At 44.6% G+C, this 22,478-nt stretch carries 20 protein-coding genes and 2 tRNA genes; 20 read left to right on the plus strand and 2 right to left on the minus strand.

Features of this window, described 5'->3' with window-relative positions; genetic code table 11:
- Window positions 1–52 precede the first annotated feature (52 nt).
- The 3 genes from AB4371_RS07285 to AB4371_RS07295 all read left to right on the plus strand — a co-directional run bounded on the left by AB4371_RS07285 (window position 53) and on the right by AB4371_RS07295 (window position 1,474).
- Window positions 53–129, plus strand: a tRNA-Met gene (locus AB4371_RS07285).
- A gap of 55 nt (window positions 130–184) precedes the next feature.
- Window positions 185–269, plus strand: a tRNA-Leu gene (locus AB4371_RS07290).
- 158 nt (window positions 270–427) lie between these two features.
- On the plus strand, window positions 428–1,474 hold the full coding sequence (locus AB4371_RS07295; RefSeq protein WP_372084292.1) for a lactonase family protein: 1,047 nt from the start codon (window positions 428–430) through the stop codon (window positions 1,472–1,474).
- A 68-nt stretch (window positions 1,475–1,542) separates the two neighbouring features.
- Here the strand turns inward: AB4371_RS07295 and AB4371_RS07300 are convergent, their stop codons facing one another.
- Window positions 1,543–2,718, minus strand: coding sequence for a 2-octaprenyl-3-methyl-6-methoxy-1,4-benzoquinol hydroxylase (locus AB4371_RS07300; RefSeq protein ID WP_372148491.1), 1,176 nt, complete (start codon window positions 2,716–2,718; stop codon window positions 1,543–1,545).
- A 308-nt stretch (window positions 2,719–3,026) separates the two neighbouring features.
- Between AB4371_RS07300 and miaB the strand changes: the two genes are divergently transcribed.
- The 5 genes from miaB (at window position 3,027) to lnt (ending at window position 8,759) form a co-directional block, all read left to right on the plus strand.
- Window positions 3,027–4,451 (plus strand): tRNA (N6-isopentenyl adenosine(37)-C2)-methylthiotransferase MiaB, encoded by a 1,425-nt coding sequence (gene miaB, locus AB4371_RS07305; protein WP_065584439.1) that lies wholly within the window; start codon window positions 3,027–3,029, stop codon window positions 4,449–4,451.
- Window positions 4,452–4,614: 163 nt separating this feature from the next.
- Entirely contained in the window at window positions 4,615–5,736 is a 1,122-nt protein-coding gene (locus AB4371_RS07310) for a PhoH family protein (RefSeq protein ID WP_017062327.1), read from the plus strand.
- A complete protein-coding gene (ybeY, locus tag AB4371_RS07315) occupies window positions 5,737–6,198 on the plus strand; it encodes an rRNA maturation RNase YbeY (protein WP_012603383.1) in 462 nt (153 codons plus the stop codon).
- A 120-nt stretch (window positions 6,199–6,318) separates the two neighbouring features.
- Entirely contained in the window at window positions 6,319–7,209 is an 891-nt protein-coding gene (gene corC / locus AB4371_RS07320) for a CNNM family magnesium/cobalt transport protein CorC (protein ID WP_012603382.1), read from the plus strand.
- A 32-nt stretch (window positions 7,210–7,241) separates the two neighbouring features.
- The gene (gene lnt, locus AB4371_RS07325; protein WP_136982348.1) at window positions 7,242–8,759 is read left to right on the plus strand and encodes an apolipoprotein N-acyltransferase; all 1,518 of its coding nucleotides are present in this window, start codon (window positions 7,242–7,244) and stop codon (window positions 8,757–8,759) included.
- A 90-nt stretch (window positions 8,760–8,849) separates the two neighbouring features.
- Here the strand turns inward: lnt and AB4371_RS07330 are convergent, their stop codons facing one another.
- Entirely contained in the window at window positions 8,850–9,320 is a 471-nt protein-coding gene (locus tag AB4371_RS07330) for a zinc ribbon-containing protein (protein ID WP_017062329.1), read from the minus strand.
- 263 nt (window positions 9,321–9,583) lie between these two features.
- On the opposite strand from AB4371_RS07330, the gene leuS reads away from it, so the two are divergent.
- The 12 genes from leuS to lipA all read left to right on the plus strand — a co-directional run bounded on the left by leuS (window position 9,584) and on the right by lipA (window position 22,348).
- Window positions 9,584–12,160 carry a leucine--tRNA ligase gene (leuS, locus tag AB4371_RS07335; RefSeq protein WP_102394093.1) on the plus strand — a complete coding sequence of 859 codons (2,577 nt, stop codon included), beginning with the start codon at window positions 9,584–9,586 and terminating at the stop codon, window positions 12,158–12,160.
- A 179-nt stretch (window positions 12,161–12,339) separates the two neighbouring features.
- Complete coding sequence (gene lptE / locus AB4371_RS07340; protein WP_017068504.1) at window positions 12,340–12,978, plus strand: LPS assembly lipoprotein LptE; 639 nt, start codon at window positions 12,340–12,342, stop codon at window positions 12,976–12,978.
- A 12-nt stretch (window positions 12,979–12,990) separates the two neighbouring features.
- The gene (holA, locus tag AB4371_RS07345; protein WP_017068505.1) at window positions 12,991–14,016 is read left to right on the plus strand and encodes a DNA polymerase III subunit delta; all 1,026 of its coding nucleotides are present in this window, start codon (window positions 12,991–12,993) and stop codon (window positions 14,014–14,016) included.
- A gap of 66 nt (window positions 14,017–14,082) precedes the next feature.
- Window positions 14,083–14,400 (plus strand): ribosome silencing factor, encoded by a 318-nt coding sequence (gene rsfS, locus AB4371_RS07350; RefSeq protein WP_004735247.1) that lies wholly within the window; start codon window positions 14,083–14,085, stop codon window positions 14,398–14,400.
- Window positions 14,401–14,403: 3 nt separating this feature from the next.
- A complete protein-coding gene (rlmH, locus tag AB4371_RS07355) occupies window positions 14,404–14,874 on the plus strand; it encodes a 23S rRNA (pseudouridine(1915)-N(3))-methyltransferase RlmH (protein WP_017068506.1) in 471 nt (156 codons plus the stop codon).
- 6 nt (window positions 14,875–14,880) lie between these two features.
- Window positions 14,881–16,773, plus strand: coding sequence for a penicillin-binding protein 2 (mrdA, locus tag AB4371_RS07360; protein WP_017068507.1), 1,893 nt, complete (start codon window positions 14,881–14,883; stop codon window positions 16,771–16,773).
- Window positions 16,773–17,894: a rod shape-determining protein RodA gene (rodA, locus tag AB4371_RS07365; protein ID WP_017062334.1), complete on the plus strand. Its 1,122-nt coding sequence runs from the start codon at window positions 16,773–16,775 to the stop codon at window positions 17,892–17,894. Before mrdA ends, rodA begins: the two co-directional genes overlap by 1 nt.
- 3 nt (window positions 17,895–17,897) lie before the next feature.
- The gene (locus AB4371_RS07370) at window positions 17,898–18,737 is read left to right on the plus strand and encodes a septal ring lytic transglycosylase RlpA family protein (RefSeq protein WP_048615264.1); all 840 of its coding nucleotides are present in this window, start codon (window positions 17,898–17,900) and stop codon (window positions 18,735–18,737) included.
- A gap of 93 nt (window positions 18,738–18,830) precedes the next feature.
- Window positions 18,831–20,012, plus strand: coding sequence for a serine hydrolase (locus AB4371_RS07375; RefSeq protein WP_017068508.1), 1,182 nt, complete (start codon window positions 18,831–18,833; stop codon window positions 20,010–20,012).
- Window positions 20,013–20,244: 232 nt separating this feature from the next.
- Complete coding sequence (ybeD, locus tag AB4371_RS07380) at window positions 20,245–20,523, plus strand: DUF493 family protein YbeD (RefSeq protein WP_026084358.1); 279 nt, start codon at window positions 20,245–20,247, stop codon at window positions 20,521–20,523.
- Between the two features lie 195 nt (window positions 20,524–20,718).
- Window positions 20,719–21,378: a lipoyl(octanoyl) transferase LipB gene (gene lipB / locus AB4371_RS07385; protein WP_017068510.1), complete on the plus strand. Its 660-nt coding sequence runs from the start codon at window positions 20,719–20,721 to the stop codon at window positions 21,376–21,378.
- Window positions 21,379–21,382: 4 nt separating this feature from the next.
- A complete protein-coding gene (lipA, locus tag AB4371_RS07390) occupies window positions 21,383–22,348 on the plus strand; it encodes a lipoyl synthase (protein WP_017064177.1) in 966 nt (321 codons plus the stop codon).
- Window positions 22,349–22,478 lie beyond the last annotated feature (130 nt).

Below are 22,478 nucleotides of genomic sequence, written 5' to 3' on the forward strand. Positions count from 1 at the left end.
CATTATTTCTCTTTCATTAGGGAACAAATAGTGAATCGATTAGATTTATTATGGCTACTTAGCTCAGTTGGTTAGAGCACATCACTCATAATGATGGGGTCGCAGGTTCAAATCCCGCAGTAGCCACCACTTATACAACGTTTTATTGAATCACCAATATTCAGTATGACTATAAAGATTTGCTGCGGTCGTGGCGGAATTGGTAGACGCACCAGATTTAGGTTCTGGCGCCGAGAGGTGTGAGAGTTCAAGTCTCTCCGACCGCACCATTATTAAATAGAACCCAGCTTTTTAGCTGGGTTTTGTTTTATCTGGAATATGAAAATCTGCTAGCCAAGTCACCAAGTATTCTCTTCTATAACCTCACTTTTAATACGATTTTATAAGACAATGTCAGCTCCATTTTCTAATTGAGTATGACTAGCCTATGAAACCCCTCCCCTTAACGATCGGTTGCTACACAGATACACCAAGTAAAAGCCAAGGTGTTTATCAAACTCAGTTAGATCTAGAAACAGGAAAACTATTACCTCTAGAGCTGATCATCAAATGTACTAACCCCTCTTTTATTACTGTAACAAAGACTGGGATCTATACTGCATCGGAAGTGGACCAGCAAAAACAGCCCCAGCTCATTCATATACCTAATGTTGATTCACAGCTAACACACAATACAAGCCTCATCTCGGGAGATCACCCTTGTCACGTCGCGATAGATCCACACAATAAGTTTGCTATCACGTCGCAATACTCATCAGGCACATTCGATATTTTTAGCTTAAGTATCAACGGCAGCATCGATAAACGACTCAAAACAATCCAGATGGTTGGTTCCGGGCCAAACAAAGAGAGACAAACTAGCCCACACGCCCATCAATGCCTGTTCTTACAAAACTCACCACAGTTTGTGACTGTCGATCTCGGCACCGATCGCATCAACTTCTATTGCTTTGATGAAGAGCAAGAAGAGTTCCTTGATGAGCCAATGCAGTCTATTAAGGTGCCCGCCGGCAATGGACCTCGCCATTTAATCTTTAACAAAGCTGAAGACAGAGCCTATGTGGTCTGTGAACTCTCTGAAACGTTGCTGACTTTGGAAAAGGTTTTAGGCATTTGGAATGTAGTGGAAGAGATTGATGCATTGCCTAATATGGAGAAGGGAGAAGCCGCAGCTGCGATTAAGCTATCGCCTGATGAGCAATTCCTTTATGTGTCATGTCGACATCAATCGATGATCAGCAGCTTCAGAATCGAATCGACAACAAAAGTGCCTATTTTTATTGATAGTTATAGTTCTGAAGGCAAGTTCCCTCGTGATTTTCATATTACTCATGATGGTGAATGGCTTATCGCCACAAACCAGCACACTAATAACATCACGTCATTCAAGCGAAATACAGAAGACGGCTCTCTGGTTTACACAGGCTACTCATTAGAGCTAGATGCGCCAGTTTGTGTGACGCAACAGCGATAGTAGTCATCTGATACAAAAAAGGAGAGCATTCGCTCTCCTTCTCTTTATAAAGTGTCTGTAATACTCAATTAAAGGCCCAGGGCATACTTCAACACTTGAGCTTTAATCGGCCCTGAGTTCTCTGCTAGCTTGAGTGCAGCATTACGCACAAACTTAAGTGGACCAATGTCGTTACTGAACGTCTTATAGAAGAAATCCATACCGCTTTGCATCACTAGGTTGTCACCTCTTCTCATCACTTCATAGCGTCTTGCTACAGACTCATTCAATTCACCCTTTTCTTTGGTGACATTCAACAGTACTGATACATCTTTGAAGCCTAAGTTAACACCTTGTCCAGCCAAAGGGTTGATAGTATGCGCAGAGTCCCCGACTAAAATACAGTTATTCTTCGAGTATGATTGAGCATGACGTCGTGTCAGAGGAAAAGAACCCGAATTCAAGACTTTGATATCACCTAACTCTTTAGGAAAGTGAGTAAGTACTTCGTTACGTAGTTTTTCAGGGGCCATTGCTGACAGTTGCTTAATACGCAGTGGAGAATCATACCAAACTAACGAGCCCAGCCCGACTTCTTGACCGTCAGAGGTTAGAGAACACAAAGGCAAAAATGAACGAGGGCCACTTGGTAGAAATTGCTGCCAAGTAATATCTTGCTGAGGTTGTTCTGTTTCTACATTGATAAGCATACAGTGTTGTCGATAATCCCAAGCCGTGATGCCAATTCCAGCTTGTTGGCGAACGGCTGAATTCGCACCATCAGCACCAACCACCCACTTCGCAGACAACTCAGCCCCTGATTGAAGCTTTACGATATTGATTTCACCAAACTCAATCACATCGAGCTTTTCTGGGCATAACAGTTCGAGATTGTCGTAGGCATCAAATTGAGACCATAAACCTAATTGAATGAGTCTGTTCTCAACGATATAGCCCAAACGAGGAAGGTCTAGTGAGGCAGCATCAAATCGAGTACGACACTCTGGGTGCTCCCACGTCTCTAAACGTTTATAAGAACACACTCGCATTGCTGCAATACTTTGCCATGCACCAAGATTTTCAAGCAAATCGACCGATGCTTGAGAAATCGCTGACACACGAATGTCCATCGCTTGCGATTCATCAAAAGCTTGTGGGGCAAAACCTTCGATCACCGCAACACTCAGACCTTGCTTTGCAAAACCGATTGCTGTTGCTGCGCCAACCATGCCGCCACCGACTACTACAATATCGTAACTGTTCATATTTCGTACTTATCAGTTTGATTCTTTGACTGTTTTTGATTGTACTTTTTCATAACTAACTTGTAACCAAAAACCTTATTCGAAAAAAGGGTTATCCCTTATGGCATATGGCGTTAACGATAATAAAAACCACTACATAAGAGATTTGTTCAGACTACTAGTCAGTCGGTTTTGAAACCAGTACAATACGCCGCTTGCCGCTAGAGCCTGTCATAAAATTGAATACCGAATTATGACAAACGGGGCTAGCGGATGAATAATGGGCGATTTGCTCCCTTAAATTAAACTAACGATCGAGCGAACATATAATGAGTAAGAAACTGCTAATTAAAACTTGGGGCTGTCAGATGAATGAATATGATTCATCAAAAATGGCCGACCTGCTTAACGCTGCAAATGGCTATGAGCTAACTGAAGTACCTGAGGAAGCAGACGTACTACTATTGAATACTTGTTCTATCCGCGAAAAAGCGCAAGAAAAAGTATTCCACCAGCTTGGTCGTTGGAAAACGCTTAAAGATAAAAAAGAAGGTGTGGTGATCGGTGTGGGTGGCTGTGTAGCGACTCAAGAAGGTGATCACATTCGTCAACGTGCACCTTACGTAGACGTTATCTTTGGCCCACAAACATTACACCGTTTGCCAGAGATGATTAAATCATCACTGTCTAACGAAAAGCCAGTAATGGATATCTCTTTCCCAGAGATCGAAAAGTTCGATAACCTGCCAGAGCCAAAAGCTGAAGGCGCGACGGCGTTCGTTTCTATCATGGAAGGTTGTTCTAAATACTGTACTTACTGCGTTGTACCATACACACGTGGCGAAGAAGTTAGCCGTCCAATGGATGATGTACTTTTCGAAGTTGCTCAACTTGCAGAGCAAGGCGTACGTGAAGTTAACCTGCTAGGTCAAAACGTAAACGCATACCGCGGTCCAACACACGAAGGCGATATCTGTTCATTCGCAGAACTGCTTCGTCTTGTTGCTTCTATCGACGGTATCGACCGTATTCGTTTCACAACAAGCCACCCGCTTGAGTTTGGTGACGACATCATTGAAGTTTACAAAGACACACCAGAGCTAGTGAGCTTCCTTCACCTACCAGTACAAAGTGGTAGTGACCGTATTCTTACGATGATGAAGCGCCCACATACGGCTATCGAGTACAAATCTATTATCCGTAAACTGCGTAAAGCTCGCCCTGACATTCAAATCAGCTCTGACTTTATTGTTGGTTTCCCTGGTGAGTCTAAGCAAGACTTCCAAGATACAATGAAGCTAATTAAAGACGTTGATTTCGATATGAGCTTCAGCTTTGTTTTCTCTCCACGTCCAGGTACGCCAGCGGCAGATTACCCATGTGATGTACCAGCACAAGAGAAGAAAGATCGTCTGTACGAACTGCAGCAAACGGTAAACACACAAGCTATGCGTTTCTCTCGTCTAATGTTAGGCACAGAGCAACGTATCCTTGTTGAAGGCCCATCAAGAAAGAACCTAATGGAACTTCGCGGCCGTACAGAAAACAGCCGTGTTGTGAACTTCGAAGGTTCTGCAGACCTAATCGGTCAATTCGTAGATGTGAAGATCACTGAGGTTTACACCAACTCACTACGTGGTGAGCTAGTTCGCACAGAAAAAGACATGGGTCTACGCGTTGTTATGACTCCAGCAGAAATGATGGAAAAAACAAAACGTGAAGACGAGCTAGGTGTAGCGACATTTACGCCATAGGCAATACAACTGTTTGAGCACAAAGCGCAAACACAAAGCTTGAAATTACCTAACTAAGTGACCATCTTAGAAATAGGGATATCACCATCAGAAGCCCGGTCTAAATCGGGCTTTTTGCTCTTTGTTTTATTTAAGAGTGAGTGGCACAAAATGAGAGGCTAATTTGAGCAATAAAATCGTTACCTTAGAGATAAATCTAGAACCAGCAGACAACAAGCGCTTGGCAAGTTTATGCGGACCATTTGACGACAACATCAAGCATCTTGAGCGTCGTCTGGGCGTTGAGATTAATTACCGTAGCAACTTTTTCACCATTGTCGGTAAGCCTCACACTACAGCCGCAGCTTTAGACATCATCAAACACCTCTATGTTGAAACGGCTCCAGTTAAAGGCAACATAATCGATATCGAACCAGAGCAAATACATCTGGCGATCACCGAGTCAGGCATTTTGGAGCAACACGTCGAGTCTGAAATTGACTACGGCAAAGAAGTGACCATTAAGACTAAAAAAGGCGTCATCAAACCTCGAACGCCAAACCAAGCACAGTACCTAATGAACATGGTGACTCATGACATCACCTTTGGTATTGGGCCAGCAGGTACAGGTAAAACCTACTTAGCCGTTGCTGCAGCAGTTGATGCACTTGAACGCCAAGAGATTCGTCGCATTCTATTGACGCGCCCTGCTGTTGAAGCCGGTGAGAAGCTTGGTTTCCTACCGGGTGATTTAAGCCAAAAAGTAGACCCATATTTACGTCCACTTTACGATGCGCTGTTTGAGATGCTTGGCTTTGAGCGAGTTGAGAAGCTGATTGAACGTAACGTAATTGAAGTTGCGCCACTGGCTTACATGCGTGGTCGTACATTGAATGATGCGTTTATCATTCTTGATGAGAGCCAAAACACCACGGTAGAACAGATGAAGATGTTCTTAACCCGTATCGGTTTTAACTCACGCGCTGTGATCACAGGTGATATTACGCAAATCGATTTACCTCGTGGTGCAAAATCAGGCTTACGCCATGCGACTGAAGTGCTCAATGAAGTCGACGACATTAGCTTTAACTTCTTCATGTCTGAAGACGTCGTTCGTCACCCTGTAGTTGCTCGTATCGTCAACGCATACGAGAAGTGGGAAGCAAAAGACCAGAAAGAGCGCAAAGAGTTTGAAAAGCGTAAACGTGAAGAGCGTGAAGCCAAACTTCTTGAGGCTCAGCAGGTAGTTACGACACAATTAGCAACACAAAATAGCTCTGTAATTGCAGAACAAGGTGATAAATAGATGTCTATTGAACTAGACCTGCAATTAGCGGTCGAAAATGAGCAAGGTCTTCCAACTGAGCAAGATATTCAGCTTTGGTTGGACAAGACAATTCCTCAGTTTCAAGAGAACGCTGAGTTGACGGTTCGTATCGTTGATACACAAGAAAGCCACCAGCTCAATCATGAATATCGTGGCAAAGATAAGCCAACTAACGTGTTGTCTTTTCCATTCGAGGCTCCTCCAGGGATCGAGTTAGATCTATTGGGCGACCTCATTATCTGCCGCCAAGTTGTCGAAAAAGAAGCAGAAGAGCAAAGTAAGCCTCTGCTAGCACACTGGGCTCATATGGTTGTACATGGCAGTCTGCATCTGCTAGGTTATGATCATATCGAAGATGATGAAGCTGAAGAGATGGAGTCACTCGAGACAGAAATCATGCAATCTATGGGGTTTGAAGACCCTTACATTCTAGAAAAGTAAATTGATTCTAGTAAAGTAGGTTGCAGAGAAACAATAACTCATCGAACCTGTGATTTTCACAGGAATCTGAGTTGTAACGTGTGCTATCACACTTCTGATAGCGTTATTTTTTGAGAAATCATGAACGAAGGTAACCCCCCCACTTCTGAGGGAAGTAAAAAATCTGAAGGTCCGAGTAGAAAGTCCTTCTTTGAACGCCTAGGCCAACTATTTCAAGGTGAAGTAAAAGATCGCCAAGAGCTCGTAGATGTAATCCGCGACTCAGAAATTAATGACCTAATTGACCACGACACACGCGACATGCTCGAGGGTGTTATGGAAATTTCAGAGATGCGAGTACGCGATATCATGCTGCCTCGCTCTCAAATGGTTACAGTTGAACGCACAGATGATCTAGATACATTGATTGCGCTCATTACTGATGCTCAACACTCTCGCTACCCAGTGATCAGTGAAGATAAAGACCATGTTGAAGGCATTCTATTAGCGAAGGACCTACTTAAGTATTTGGGTTCAGAAAGTGCTCCATTTGATATCGAACAAGTGATTCGCCCTGTCGTGGTTGTTCCTGAAAGTAAGCGAGTTGATCGCCTGCTTAAGGAGTTCCAAGAAGAGCGTTACCACATGTCTATCGTTGTCGATGAGTTTGGTGGAGTTTCTGGCCTGGTAACCATTGAAGATATCCTCGAAGAAATCGTTGGTGAAATTGAAGACGAGTTCGACGATGAAGAAGAGCTAGATATTCGTAAGCTGAGTAAGCATACCTTCTCTGTAAAAGCTTTAACCACTATTGAAGAGTTCAACGATACGTTTAACACTGCCTTTAGTGACGACGAAGTGGATACGGTAGGCGGCATGGTTATGACAGCACTCGGCCACCTGCCGGTTCGTGGCGAAATTGTAGAAATCGAAAACTACCATTTCAAAATAACATCAGCAGATAACCGTCGTGTGATTCAGCTACAGGTAACCATTCCTGACGAACAGCCTCTTCCGACTATCGAAGAATAACAACTTCTCTCTAAAGAGATGACAAAAATTAGATGACTAATACCTTTATTCATCGCCTATTACGGCCGCTTGCGGCCGTTTTTGTTGGCGCTATAACCACCCTTTCATTCGCTCCATACTCTATATGGCCTCTTGCTATTCTCAGCCCAGCTTTGCTGCTGTTACTGATCCACAACCGCTCTCCTAAAAGTGCGCTTTGGATTGGCTACGCATGGGGTTTAGGTCAATTCACCACAGGTATCAGCTGGGTATACGTCAGCATTGATGGTTTTGGCGGCATGCCACTGGCAGCCAACCTATTTTTGATGGCATTGCTTGTTGGCTACCTAGCCGTTTATTCAGGGCTATTTACCTGGGGTTTGAATAAATTCTTCCCTGCCAATAACCTAAGCCGCTTTTTCCTTGCAGCTCCTGCATTCTGGCTAGTCTGTGATTGGCTGCGTGGCTGGGTAATGACGGGCTTCCCTTGGCTTTGGTTAGGCTACAGCCAAATCGATTCGCCATTGGGTTCATTTGCACCGATTGGCGGCGTAGAGCTAGTAACTTTAGCGATCATTGTTTCAGCCTCTGCATTCACTTATGCGATTGTTAACCGGGCTTGGAGCATCGCTCTCATTCCCGCCGTCGTATTTAGTGCAGGCTTTGGTATTCGCAACATCGACTGGGTCACGCCGAACCCTGAAAAAACCACGTCAGTCGTCTTGATACAAGGCAACGTCGATCAAGACAGTAAATGGCTACCGAGTCATCGCTGGCCAACCATGATGAAGTACACCGACCTAAGCAGAGAAAACTGGGGAGCGGATATCATCATCTGGCCTGAAGCGGCTATTCCAGCATTCGAAGTTGAGATCCCATCTTTCCTACGTAACTTGGATAGCGCAGCGAAGATGAACAACAGTTCGATCATTACCGGTGTGCTGAATCAGTCTGAAGATAAGAAATACTACAACAGTGTTCTTTCTCTCGGTGTGAATCCATACGGTGAGTACAGCTACGATCCAGACGAACGCTACCATAAACACCACCTGTTACCATTTGGTGAGTTTGTGCCGTTTGAAGATATCTTGCGTCCATTAGCACCTTTCTTTAACTTGCCAATGTCATCATTTAGCCGTGGCGACTTTGTTCAACCAAACATAGTGGCAAATGGTCGTCACTTAGCGCCTGCGTTGTGTTACGAGATCATCTTTAATGATCAAGTTAGGCAGAACGTAACCGACGAGACTGACTTTATTTTAACGCTCTCTAACGATGCGTGGTTTGGTCGTTCGATTGGCCCTCTGCAACATATGGAAATCGCACAGATGCGTGCTCTGGAGCTTGGTAAGCCAGTTATTCGCTCGACCAACAATGGTGTGACGGCAGTTACCGATTACAAAGGCAACATCCTCAAACAAGTACCTCAGTTTGAAACGGCAGTGTTAAAAGCTGAACTCATTTCAACGGATGGTCAAACGCCTTATCACACAGTAGGTACTTGGCCACTGTATATCTGGGCGATGCTCAGCTTGGTGATTGGTTGGGTAATTAGAAAGCCAAAAAGCTAGATTCGACGAAAAGTGATTTGAGGGTTGACTGATCGGGTCAACCCTTTTTCATTGCTGTGGTTTTGCGTTGATACGCTATGGTTCAGAAGCTTACGGTTTAAGGGCTTTACGACTAAACCCTTTAGAACCACATTTAATGCATGGAATGATATTGGTTGGGTGGTTATATTCGGTTTGGTGACCACACTCGTCACATACTAAGGTTCCCAAGCCAATGACTTCACCCGCTTGATACAAGCCTTGGTGTTCTAAGTCTTGGAACAGTTCAACCCATTCCACCTTAGTACGATCAGTAATATCCAACAGCCCTTGCCAAATAGAGTCCGCAATCATCAAATAGAATGGACCGCTTTTACTCTCTTCATAGCTTTCGGAAAACTCTTTTAAGTCCGACTTCACGTAGGCAGAGATCAATGAAAGCTCATCTTTAGTCATATCATTAGCTGCTTTCGCAAACTTGCCCGACGTTTCGATTTTGTTGTTGAGCTCTTCAGGGCTATGCTTCAGCGTTTCAATCACCTCTTCGACGACTTCTTCATAGAGCGCTTTTTTCTTCGGCATAACAACCTCCTTAAGATAACCAACCTTTTAGTGAGCAAACGTATGCGCTGCAATGCACTCCCGCTTACAAACAAATGCAATTCATACTCTTAAGTATAGTTGCCCTGCGAAATTCAGTGAAAATTACACAATCTACTAAGCGGCAACTGCAAGTATGAAGGGTATAACTATTGTTGTACTCAGCTCCTTTAGGTATTCTATGACGATCTGTAAGATTCTGTTCTAACCGAACTCACAAATTCCAAGATAACCGGATACCATCGATGCAAGAACAATATAACCCGCAAGAGATTGAACAAAAGGTTCAACAACACTGGGATAACAGCGAGACTTTCGTTGTAAGTGAAGACCCAAACAAAGAAAAATTCTACTGTCTTTCTATGTTCCCTTACCCAAGTGGCCGACTGCACATGGGTCACGTGCGTAACTACACCATCGGTGATGTGGTATCTCGTTTCCAACGTCTACAAGGCAAAAACGTAATGCAGCCAATTGGTTGGGATGCATTCGGCCTACCTGCAGAAAACGCCGCTGTTAAAAACAATACAGCACCTGCACCATGGACTTACGAAAACATTGAGTACATGAAGAACCAGCTTAAGCTTCTAGGCTTTGGTTACGACTGGAACCGTGAATTCGCAACGTGTACTCCAGAGTACTACCGTTGGGAACAAGAGTTCTTCACTAAGCTTTACGAAAAAGGCCTGGTTTACAAGAAGACATCTTCAGTGAACTGGTGTCCAAACGACCAAACAGTACTGGCAAATGAGCAAGTAGAAGACGGTTGTTGCTGGCGTTGTGACACTCCAGTAGAGCAAAAGAAAATTCCACAGTGGTTTATTAAAATCACTGAGTACGCTCAAGAGCTACTAGACGATCTAGACAACCTTGAAGGTTGGCCTGAAATGGTTAAGACCATGCAGCGCAACTGGATCGGCCGCTCTGAAGGTGTTGAGCTATCTTTCGCTGTTAACGGCGAAGAAGCACCATTAGAAGTGTACACAACACGTCCAGATACACTAATGGGTGTTTCTTACGTTGGTATCGCTGCAGGTCACCCTCTTGCAGAGAAAGCATCGAAGAACAACCCAGAGCTTGCTGCATTCGTTGAAGAGTGTCGTAACACTAAAGTTGCTGAAGCTGAACTCGCAACGATGGAAAAGAAAGGTATGGATACTGGCCTAACGGCTATCCACCCTCTTAACGGTCGTGTTGTTCCTGTATACGTAGCAAACTTCGTACTTATGGATTACGGCACAGGTGCGGTAATGGCGGTTCCTGCTCACGATCAACGTGACTACGAGTTCGCAACTAAGTACGGCATCGATATCATCCCAGTAATCAAACCTGAAGATGGTTCTGAACTAGACGTGTCTGAAGCGGCTTACACTGAAAAAGGTGTACTGTTTGATTCTGGTGAATTCGATGGTCTTGCGTTCCAAGAAGCATTCGATGCAATTGCTGCGAAGCTTGAAGCTGAAGGCAAAGGTAAGAAGACAGTAAACTTCCGTCTACGTGACTGGGGTGTATCTCGTCAACGTTACTGGGGCGCTCCAATCCCAATGGTAACCACTGAAGACGGTGAAGTTCACCCAGTACCAGCAGACCAACTGCCAGTCATTCTTCCTGAAGATGTAGTAATGGATGGCGTAACGAGCCCAATCAAGGCTGACAAGTCTTGGGCTGAAACAACATTCAACGGCGAACCCGCTCTACGTGAGACTGACACGTTCGATACGTTTATGGAGTCTTCTTGGTACTACGCACGTTACTGTTCACCGCAAGCAGACGACATTCTAGATCCAGAGAAAGCAAACTACTGGCTACCAGTTGACCAATACGTTGGTGGTATCGAGCACGCTTGTATGCACCTGCTTTACTCTCGTTTCTTCCATAAGCTTCTACGTGATGCTGGCTACGTGACGTCTGATGAACCGTTCAAGCAACTACTATGTCAAGGCATGGTTCTGGCTGACGCGTTCTATCACGAAAACGAAAAAGGCACCAAAGAGTGGATTGCACCGACTGACGTAACGGTTGAACGTGACGGTAAAGGTCGCATCGAAAAAGCAGTCGACGATCAAGGTCGTGAAGTTGAACACTCAGGCATGATCAAAATGTCTAAGTCTAAGAACAACGGTATCGACCCACAAGAGATGGTAGACAAGTACGGCGCTGATACAGTACGTCTATTCATGATGTTTGCATCACCTGCAGACATGACGCTTGAGTGGCAAGAGTCTGGCGTTGAAGGGGCTAACCGCTTCCTTAAACGTGTTTGGAAATTGGTTCACGCTCACTCTTCTAAGGGTGCTGTTGAATCTGTTGATGCTTCTGCGCTATCTGGCGACCAAAAAGCACTTCGTCGTGATATCCATAAAACTATCGCGAAAGTAACGGACGATATTGGCCGTCGCCAAACGTTCAACACGGCAATCGCTGCAATCATGGAACTGATGAACAAGCTGGCGAAAGCACCTCAAGAATCTGCACAAGATCGTGCAATCCTTGACGAAGCGCTAAAAGCGGTAGTACGCATGCTTTACCCAATGACGCCACACATCTCTTACGAAATGTGGATTGCACTTGGTGAATCAAACGTAGACTCAGCAACATGGCCAACTTTCGATGAGAAAGCGCTAGTTGAAGACGAGAAAACTATCGTTGTTATGATCAACGGTAAGCTACGTGCGAAACTAACCGTTGCTGCTGATGCAACAGAAGAGCAAGTTCGTGAGCTTGGTCTAAACGATGAGAACGCTAAGAAGTTCCTAGATGGCTTAACTATCCGTAAAGTTATCTTCGTACCAGGTAAGCTTCTAAACATCGTTGCTAACTAATTTCGTTAGCACAATGCAATTGCTAAAGAATTAACGAACTTAATTCATCAAAAGCAGTCTGTAGACAGGGTAGCTAATTGCCCTGTCTACTTATTTAAGCGCTTTAGACTTGAGCCTAACCACTCAAACGAACTAAAGCCTTTAAATAAGTATTCTACCTTCATGAGAGCCATCAAATAATGCGCCTGATTTCACTATCTTCATTGAAAGTTACTGTTGTTGTTTTAACCGTCAGCCTATTAAGTGCGTGTGGTTTCCACCTACGTGGTGATTACTCCGTACCAGAAGAACTCAACAAGATCTCCGTAACCAGTTACGACCAATACAGTACGTTTACACGTATGATGAAAGGTCAACTGCGTATGAATGATGTAGAAATTGTGCCACCGGCTGAGAATACACCTAACCTGCATATTATTAGTGAGAGCGTAGGTGAGCGAACTCTGTCTCTATACCAAAACACTCGTGCAGCAGAGAAAGAACTGACATTCCGCGCTTCATACCGCGTAACTGTCCCGGATCTAGGCTCAAAGACGTTCTCAACCAGCGTAACCCGTAGTTACCTAGATAACCCGCTAACTGCACTTGCGAAGTCGGTTGAACGAGACATGATCGAAGATGAGATGCGTAAGTTGGCAACAAGCCAAATCCTTCGTCAGATGGCTCGACTAAAAGCGAACATTGCAGCTGATAGCATGGACCTAGATGCACTAGAGCACGTTCAAGTGAAAGAACTCGAAAAGCAATACAACATCAAGAATGTTGAGATCGTACCAGCTTCAGAAGAACAACCAACACTTAGCGATTCGGCTGAGTAATAGGTTTATTTGATGCGTATTTTTGCTGACCGCTTATCAGAGCAACTTATTAAACAGTTGAGTAATGTTTACCTAATTTTTGGTAACGAACCGCTACTGTTGCAAGAGAGCCGAGAAGCGATTCAAAAGGCTGCAAAACAGCAAGGCTTTGAAGAACGTCACCGCTTTGCGATTGATAGCAGTCTCGACTGGAATCAAGTCTACGACTGCACTCAAGCACTGAGCCTATTCTCTAGCCGTCAGGTCATCGAGCTTGAACTGCCAGAGTCAGGCGTCAATGCCGCAATAGCGAAAGAGCTACTCGCAATCTCCGAGCATATCCACAGTGATATCTTGTTAATCTTGGTGGGCACTAAGCTCACCAAAGCTCAAGAAAGCGCTAAGTGGTTTAAGGCTCTTTCGAATCAGGGTCACTGGGTCAGTTGCCTAACGCCAGATGTCAGTCGGTTACCTCAGTTTGTCCAAGCGCGTTGCCGTCAAATCGGTTTAACGCCAGACCCTGAAGCGATTCAAATGCTGGCGCAATGGCATGAGGGTAATCTATTTGCTCTCACCCAAAGCCTAGAAAAACTGGCTCTCCAATACCCAGATGGAAAACTCACGTTAGTACGCTTAGAAGAATCGCTGAGTCGACACAACCATTTTACTCCATTCCATTGGAGTGATGCGTTATTGGCAGGCAAAGGTAACCGAGCACAACGAATCCTGCGTCAGCTAGAAGCTGAAGGTGTCGAACCCGTCATTTTATTACGTAGCATACAACGAGAGCTTGCTCTGCTATTACAAATGCAGCAACAAATGAAACAGATGCCGATTGGTCAGGTCTTCGAAAAACACCGTATCTGGCAATCTAAAAAGCCTCTTTATAACGCCGCGCTAACAAGAGTTTCGATTTCTCAATTACACTCTTTGTTCGCGTTGCTCACTCAAGCTGAATTGATGACAAAAACTCAATATGAGCAGTCGCCTTGGCCACTAATTCATCAGTTAAGCGTAGAGTTTTGTATCCCTTCAGCTTCAATACCATTCCACGCATAAAAGCGTGTTATATTCTAGGGTCAACAAGCCCTAAACAAAGCTAAATTCAGATTAAAGGAACACCCAGTGTTACGTGAAGAACTAAAAGATTTTCTTGCAGACAAAGCCGACGACATGAAAGCAGAATCGATTGTAACTATCGATGTAGAAGGCAAATCAAGCGTTACTGATTACATGATTGTTTGTACTGGCACCTCTAAACGCCATGTTGCCTCTATTGCACAGCATGTTGCTGATGAAGTGCGTAAAGCGGGTATGCAACCTCTAGGTATGGACGGTCAGCAAGAAGGTGAATGGGTTGTTCTAGATATGGGCACAAGCATGCTTCACGTTATGCAAGAAGAGCATCGTGAGCTGTACCAACTAGAAAAACTTTGGGGCTAAGCTTTGAAGATCCAGTTAATCGCAGTTGGCACAAAAATGCCAAAGTGGGTTGAAGAAGGGTTTCAAGAATACAAACGCCGCTTCCCTCACGATATGCCATTAGAGCTCATTGAAATTACTGCAGGAAAGCGCGGTAAAAATGCAGATATTGCACGCATTCTTCAAAAAGAAGGTGAAGCGATGCTGGCTGCAGTTCCAAAAGGCAACCGTATTGTCACGCTCGATATCCCAGGTAGAAAGTGGGATACACCTCAACTTGCTGAGCAATTAGAAAGTTGGAAGCTGGATGGACGTGACGTATCTATCCTAATTGGCGGGCCTGAAGGATTAGCACCTGCATGTAAAGCGGCCGCAGACCAAAGTTGGTCTCTGTCTGCGCTTACTCTCCCTCACCCATTAGTACGCGTTATCATGGCTGAAAGCTTGTATCGAGCTTGGAGCATCACTGCTAACCACCCTTATCATCGAGAATAAGCGTTAATGTTACGTAAACGTAGCCAAATCCGCGATTACAAAGCAGAAGCACGACTATTTACTAGCCGTGCTTTTGTTGCGTTTGCGGGGATCATAGTCATGATGTCGATGTTGGTTGTTAACCTGTACAACATTCAGGTCAATCAATACCAAGACTATAAAACTCGTTCTAACGACAACCGTATCAAGGTCGTTCCGATCGCCCCTAACCGTGGTTTGATTTACGATCGCAACGGTATACTTCTTGCCGAAAACCGTCCTGTTTTCAATCTAGAAATCATACCCGAAAAAATTAAAGATATGGATGACACGCTTGCTCGTCTGCAAGCATTAATTGAGATCCCACCAGAGCGTATCGAGCGCTTTAATCGTGATCGTCGTAATTCACGACGCTTTAAATCAGTACCTATTCTTAATCAACTGTCTGAAGAACAAGTTGCCGTCTTCTCTGTAAACCAACACAAATTCCCAGGTGTTGAAGTTACGGGAACTTTGAAGCGTTTCTACCCTTACGGTGATGTGCTCACTCACGTAATAGGCTATGTATCGCGTATCAATGACCGTGATATGCAGCGCTTGATGCGAGAAGAAAAAGACGCCAATTACCAAGCTACACGTGATATCGGTAAGTTGGGTATTGAGCGTTATTACGAAGATATGTTGCACGGTACAGCTGGCTACCAAGAAGTCGAAGTTAACAGTCGTGGACGAGTGATTCGTACCCTCAAATTTGTCCCTTCGGTTCCAGGCAAAGATATCGTACTTAACTTAGATATCAAGCTACAGCTATACGTACATAAGTTACTTGATGGCCGCCGTGGTTCAGCTATCGTTCTCGATCCGAAAGACAATGGCGTGTTAGCCATGGTATCGAGCCCAAGCTACGACCCAAACGCATTCGTGCATGGTATCTCGTCTAAAGGCTATAACGCGCTACTTCAAGACAAAAACCGCCCTTTGGTTAACCGTGCCACGCTAGGGATTTACCCACCAGCATCGACGATCAAACCCTTCATTGCTGTTGCTGCTCTGCAAGAAGGTGTTATTACACCAAACACTACGCGCAATGACCCAGGCTATTGGAAGATACCAAACTCAAAAACGAGACCATTCCGTGACTGGTTGCGTTGGGGACACGGTGTCGTGGATATAGAAAAAGCGATTGAAGAGTCGGTGGATACCTTCTTTTACCAAATTGCTTATGATCTCGGCATTGATCGCATATCCAAATGGATGATGATGTTCGGCTTTGGTGATTATACTGGCATCGATATCTACGAAGAAAGCAAAGCCAATATGCCAACTCGTGATTGGAAGATGGCCAGACACCGTGTGCCTTGGTATCAAGGTGATACTATTCCAGTTGGTATTGGACAGGGCTACTGGACTGCAACACCCATGCAGATTGCAAAAGCCACATCAGTTTTGGTCAATGAAGGTGAAGTAACCGCACCTCACCTACTTCGTTCAACCATTGATAACGGTCGTCCATTCGATGAACAAATCATGTCGGACATTGAAACTTACCCACCGCTAACCGGGGTTAAGAAGAAGTATTGGGATATCGCTCAGGAAGGTATGAGGCTGGCTAACCACGGTAAAAAAGGCACGGCAAGACGTTCATTCCAGAAAATGTCTTACCAAACCGCTGGTAAATCGGGTACCGCGCAGGTATTCGGCTTAAAAGAAGATGAAGAGTACAACGCGGATGAAATCGCAGAGCACTTACGCGATCACGCCCTCTTTACGGGTTACGCGCCTTTTGAAGATCCTGAAGCCGTCGTGACTATCGTTCTAGAGAACGCAGGTGGCGGTTCTTCTAACGGCGGCCCAGTAGTAAGAAGGATTTTAGACCATATTATCCTTGCAGAAGATTATCAAAGTGAGCCAATTAAATAATGAAACTTGATCCTTCAACTGGACGAAATAGAGCCCTATTCGAAAGGCTGCATATCGACCTGCCGCTTTTGCTTGGCATTCTGGTTTTAATGGGCTTTGCCCTGCTGATCATGTACAGCGCAAGCGGACAAAGCCTTGCGATGATGGACCGCCAGGCGATGCGCATGGCTCTGTCTTTAGGTGTGATGATCTTCCTAGCGCAAATCTCACCTCGTACTTATGAAACCTTGGCACCACTGCTATTTGTAGGTGGTGTCATCTTGCTATTGGGCGTGTTGTTCTTTGGTGAAGCCTCTAAAGGCGCCCAGCGTTGGTTAAACTTCGGCTTTGTTCGATTCCAACCGTCAGAGCTATTAAAGCTCGCGGTGCCTTTGATGCTGGCACGATTTATCGGTAAGCGCTCACTTCCACCAACATTCCAAACATTAGCGATCTCGCTAGTGATGGTGTTTGTACCGACGATTCTAATCGCAAAGCAGCCTGACCTAGGTACATCTATCCTTATCGCCGCATCTGGTATCTTCGTGATATTCCTGGCTGGTATCAGTTGGAAAATCATTGCTAGCGCGGCAATCGCATTAGGGGCATTTATCCCAATCCTATGGTTCTTCTTGATGCGTGAATATCAAAAAGTGCGTGTTAGAACCCTTTTTGATCCTGAATCAGATCCATTAGGTGCGGGTTACCACATCATTCAAAGTAAGATTGCGATAGGTTCGGGTGGTATATCAGGAAAAGGTTGGCTGCAAGGCACTCAATCTCAATTAGAATTCATTCCAGAGCGCCACACCGACTTCATTTTTGCGGTCATCGCCGAAGAATGGGGCATGATCGGTATCTTGTTCTTGCTTGCGATCTACCTGTTTATTATTGGACGTGGCTTAGTGCTTGCGAGCCAAGCTCAAACCGCATTCGGTCGAATGATGGGCGGAAGTATTGTACTGAGCTTCTTCGTTTATATTTTTGTAAACATTGGCATGGTAAGTGGCATTCTACCTGTAGTTGGTGTTCCTCTTCCTCTAGTCAGTTATGGCGGTACTTCAATGGTTACCCTTATGGCTGGTTTTGGTATTTTAATGTCGATACATACACACAGAAAAGCATTCTCAAAGGCGACCTAATCGATGTCTATTACAACGTTTCAAAAAAAAGCATCCTTGGTTGAAGAACTGCCAATCAAAAAAATAGTCTCTATCTTGGGGCTAGCGATTTTAATCAATGGTTGTTCTTCAAAGCAGCCAACAGGCCGCTACGATATTGATTCAGATATTGCACCAGACGCACCGATCTCAGTAGAGCATCTCGAGGATGCTCACCCTCAGTATGAACCTTATAGTTTAGGTGGTAACACGGATTACACTTTACGTGGCGAAGACTACAAGATCGTAAAGAAGACCGAAGGGTTTACTGAGAAAGGCAAAGCCTCTTGGTACGGTAAGAAATTTCATGGCCACTTAACGTCGAACGGCGAGATCTACGACATGTATTCGATGTCTGCGGCGCACAAAACATTGCCAATTCCAAGCTATGTAAAAGTGACGAATACTGACAACAACAAAACGACAATTGTTCGTATCAATGACCGCGGCCCATTCCATGAAGGCCGAATCATTGACCTTAGTTATGCGGCAGCTTACAAGCTCGATGTGTTGAGAACCGGCACGGCAAATGTTGAGATTGAAGTCATTACTGTGGCTATGCCAACCGACGCAAATAAAAAGGCTGCTTTACCGCAATTTATTATTCAAGTCGCAACATCTCCACATGAAGATAGGACCGAAAAGTTAGCGAAAGATCTAGCCGAAAAGCTAGAAGTAGCAACGTTCTTGCAGCCAAATGATGACAACTACCGTCTGATGATTGGGCCATTTCATGACTATGCTCTGACTCAAGAGAAATTAGAACAAGTTAAGCTAATGGGTTACCCGTCAGCTTATATAAAAAAACACACCCTAACTCGCTAATTAATCTAACAGTTACTTCTGGTAATCAGCGCTCTGGTGTGACAGAGTGATTCTGTTAATATATGAATAGTTCACCAAATAATTGCATTTAAAATGATTAAATCTAATAAACTTGTTAAATCGATTTTTGCTACTTCTGTTGCTCTTTCTGCAACGATAGCTACATCGTCATTCGCCGCTCCTATTGTTGTTCCTGATGCTCCTCAAATCGCCGCTAAAGGTTTTGTTCTGATGGATTACCATTCAGGCAAAGTACTAGCAGAGAAAGAGATGAATACTCAGCTTTCTCCAGCAAGTTTAACCAAGATGATGACGAGCTACGTGATCGGCCAAGAGCTCGACCGTGGCAACATCAACCTAAACGACGATGTTGTAATCAGTGAAAATGCTTGGGCTAAAAACTTCCCAGATTCATCTAAGATGTTCGTTGAAGTGGGCACTACGGTTAAAGTTGAAGAATTAAACCGCGGTATCATCATTCAATCAGGTAACGACGCATGTGTTGCTATGGCTGAACACATCGCTGGCTCTGAAGATGCATTCGTTGACCTAATGAACGCTTGGGCAAGCTCTATCGGCATGAAAGACACGCACTTTGCTAACGTGCACGGTCTAGACAACCCGAACCTATACTCAACGCCTTACGATATGGCGCTACTTGGTCAGGCGCTGATTCGCGACGTACCAGACGAGTACCGTATCTACTCAGAGAAGAAATTCACATACAACGGCATCACCCAATACAACCGTAACGGTCTGTTATGGGATAAGAGCATGAACGTTGATGGCATCAAAACGGGCCACACAAGCAATGCAGGTTACAGCCTAGTAAGCTCAGCGACAGAAGGCAAAATGCGCCTAGTGGCTGTAGTTATGGGTACCAAGAATGCGAATGCTCGTAAAACAGAAAGCAAAAAACTGCTTAGCTACGGCTTCCGCTTCTTTGAAACAGTGGCACCACACACAGCCGGTGAAACCTTCGTAGAAGAGAAGATCTGGATGGGTAGCAAGGACACAGTTGCACTGGGTGTCGACGAAGATACTTTCGTAACGCTACCTCGTGGTCAAGCTAAGAACCTGAAGGCAAGCTTCGTTCTTGAGAAAGAGCTAGAAGCGCCAATCAGCAAAGGCGATGTAGTTGGTAAACTATTCTACCAAGTAGACGGTGAAGACGTTGCTGAATACCCACTACTAGCACTTGAAGATGTAGACCAAGGCAGCCTATTCAGCCGTCTATGGGACTACCTAGTTCTTCTGTTCAAGGGTTTATTCTAAACAAGCAAAAGGTTTGTTCTAGGTAAAACCCAAGCTTGTTGTATAGCTAACCTAATGAGTAAGTTCATGATTTACTCATTAGCGAACCAAAAGCCGCCATGTGCGGCTTTTGTTGATCTTGAGTTCGGTGATATTTACACGTAATATTCCGCCTTATTACTCGTGTCTGTTGACCGAACACGCTTTTTATCGACATTTCGCCAATTTGCGAGAGTCTAGCCTTTTGGAGCTAATCATGAACATCAATTCTGATGCAAAACTAAAAGACCTCTTAGAGTTCCCTTGTTCATTCACTTACAAAGTAATGGGCCACGCTAAGCCAGAACTGACTGAGCTAGTACTAGAAGTGATCCAGCGTCATGCTCCTGGTGACTACAGCCCAACGCTAAAACCAAGTGCGAAAGGTAACTACCACTCTGTTTCTATCAATATTACTGCGACTTCAATTGAGCAAGTAGAAACTCTTTATAAAGAACTGGGCGAGATCGAAATCGTTCGTATGGTTCTGTAATCTCCGATTACACATGAAAAACAGCGGCTTATTGCCGCTGTTTTTGTTTAAAGCGCCCTATCTAGCTCAAATTCATTCAACTTAATTTTCAATAAATACAAAGAAAGTTGAAAAACCTTGCAGTCCGTCTGTAGTTAGAATCATGTTTCGCGTTTATAATGCGTTCACTTTATTAATCCTTGAGGGAGTGCAGCTTTGCAAAATAAGCTAATCGTAAAAAAATTAGGCCGTCAGGATTACGAACCTGTATGGAAAGCCATGCATAAGTTCACAGACGAACGCACGGAAGAAGACCTAGACCAAGTTTGGTTGGTTGAACACAACCCTGTCTTCACTCAAGGACAAGCAGGCAAAGCTGAGCATGTATTAAATGCCGGTGATATCCCTGTAATACAAAGCGATCGCGGTGGCCAAGTGACTTACCACGGCCCAGGCCAATTAGTGGCTTACTTTCTGATTAACATCCGCCGCAAGAAATTCGGAGTACGTGATTTGGTTACTCATATCGAGAACCTCGTAATCAATACTCTGAAAGCTTACAATATAGATTCAGCTGCCCGACCTGACGCTCCTGGTGTTTATGTCGATGGCAAGAAAATCTGTTCACTTGGATTACGTATTCGACGTGGCTGCTCGTTCCACGGGTTAGCACTCAACGTCGATATGGACCTGTCTCCATTCCTACGTATTAACCCATGTGGTTACCAAGGTATGGAAATGGCGCAGGTAAGCCAACTCGGCGGACCAAGTGAACTAGAAAACGTTGAGCAACAGTTAATACAAGAGCTCGTAGAGCTACTCGGCTATGACCAAGTAGACATTCAAGCCACCAGTAACATTACAGCAGAAGCATAAAATCATGAGCAAACCAATCCAAATGGAAAAAGGCGTTAAATATCGTGACGCTGACAAAATGGCATTAATTCCCGTAAAGAATATGCCTGCTGAACAGAAAGAAGTTCTACGTAAGCCTGAATGGATGAAGATTAAACTTCCTTCAGACAGCCATCGTATTCAAGAAATCAAATCAGCAATGCGTAAAAACAACCTGCACTCAGTTTGTGAAGAAGCGTCTTGCCCTAACCTAGCCGAGTGTTTCAACCACGGTACGGCAACGTTTATGATTCTTGGCGCTATCTGTACTCGTCGCTGCCCGTTCTGTGATGTTGCCCATGGTCGTCCTGTTGCTCCTGAAGCTGAAGAGCCGAAGAAACTGGCTAAAACAATTCAAGACATGAAACTGAAGTACGTTGTAATCACTTCAGTTGACCGTGATGACTTGCGTGACGGCGGTGCTCAGCACTTTGCTGACTGTAACCGTGAGATTCGCGAACTCAACCCAAATATTCGTATCGAAACACTGGTTCCAGACTTCCGCGGTCGTATGGACGTTGCGCTTGACCTAATGAAAGACAACCCGCCAGATGTTTTCAACCACAACCTAGAGACAGCGCCACGTCTATACCGTAAAGCGCGTCCAGGTGCGAACTACAAGTGGTCTCTTGATCTACTGAAGAAATTCAAAGAGCAGCACCCTGATATCCCAACAAAATCAGGTGTGATGATGGGTCTTGGCGAGACAAAAGAAGAGATCGTTCAAGTACTGAAAGACCTTCGCGAACATGGTGTGACTATGCTGACACTAGGTCAATACCTAGCACCAAGCCGTCACCACTTACCAGTAGAACGCTACGTGCCGCCTTCTGAGTTCGATGAGCTGAAAGAGATTGCTCTAGAGCTAGGCTTTACTCACGCAGCGTGTGGCCCGTTTGTACGTTCTTCTTACCATGCGGACTTACAAGCTCAAGGTATGGAAATTAAGTAATCACGATTGCTTAACGAACAATGCAAAGGCGCTGAATATTATGTTCAGCGCCTTTTTTCTATCTTGTTCGTGCCGCTATAGCTTTATATTTCGTGCCACTAAGCTTTATATAAATCGAGTAGGAGGAGGC

The organism is Vibrio sp. 10N.261.51.A3, assembly GCF_041471965.1.
Classification (GTDB): Bacteria; Pseudomonadota; Gammaproteobacteria; order Enterobacterales; family Vibrionaceae; genus Vibrio; species Vibrio crassostreae_C.

Excerpts from the sequence above, each read along its gene's own strand:
- AB4371_RS07295 (WP_372084292.1), top strand. The coding sequence starts at position 428 with ATGAAACCCCTCCCCTTAACGATCGGTTGCTACACAGATACACCAAGT.
- AB4371_RS07300 (WP_372148491.1), bottom strand. The coding sequence starts at position 2,718 with ATGAACAGTTACGATATTGTAGTAGTCGGTGGCGGCATGGTTGGCGCA.
- miaB (WP_065584439.1), top strand. The coding sequence starts at position 3,027 with ATGAGTAAGAAACTGCTAATTAAAACTTGGGGCTGTCAGATGAATGAA.
- ybeY (WP_012603383.1), top strand. The coding sequence starts at position 5,737 with ATGTCTATTGAACTAGACCTGCAATTAGCGGTCGAAAATGAGCAAGGT.
- corC (WP_012603382.1), top strand. The coding sequence starts at position 6,319 with ATGAACGAAGGTAACCCCCCCACTTCTGAGGGAAGTAAAAAATCTGAA.
- lnt (WP_136982348.1), top strand. The coding sequence starts at position 7,242 with ATGACTAATACCTTTATTCATCGCCTATTACGGCCGCTTGCGGCCGTT.
- AB4371_RS07330 (WP_017062329.1), bottom strand. The coding sequence starts at position 9,320 with ATGCCGAAGAAAAAAGCGCTCTATGAAGAAGTCGTCGAAGAGGTGATT.
- leuS (WP_102394093.1), top strand. The coding sequence starts at position 9,584 with ATGCAAGAACAATATAACCCGCAAGAGATTGAACAAAAGGTTCAACAA.
- lptE (WP_017068504.1), top strand. The coding sequence starts at position 12,340 with ATGCGCCTGATTTCACTATCTTCATTGAAAGTTACTGTTGTTGTTTTA.
- holA (WP_017068505.1), top strand. The coding sequence starts at position 12,991 with ATGCGTATTTTTGCTGACCGCTTATCAGAGCAACTTATTAAACAGTTG.
- mrdA (WP_017068507.1), top strand. The coding sequence starts at position 14,881 with ATGTTACGTAAACGTAGCCAAATCCGCGATTACAAAGCAGAAGCACGA.
- rodA (WP_017062334.1), top strand. The coding sequence starts at position 16,773 with ATGAAACTTGATCCTTCAACTGGACGAAATAGAGCCCTATTCGAAAGG.
- AB4371_RS07370 (WP_048615264.1), top strand. The coding sequence starts at position 17,898 with ATGTCTATTACAACGTTTCAAAAAAAAGCATCCTTGGTTGAAGAACTG.
- AB4371_RS07375 (WP_017068508.1), top strand. The coding sequence starts at position 18,831 with ATGATTAAATCTAATAAACTTGTTAAATCGATTTTTGCTACTTCTGTT.
- lipA (WP_017064177.1), top strand. The coding sequence starts at position 21,383 with ATGAGCAAACCAATCCAAATGGAAAAAGGCGTTAAATATCGTGACGCT.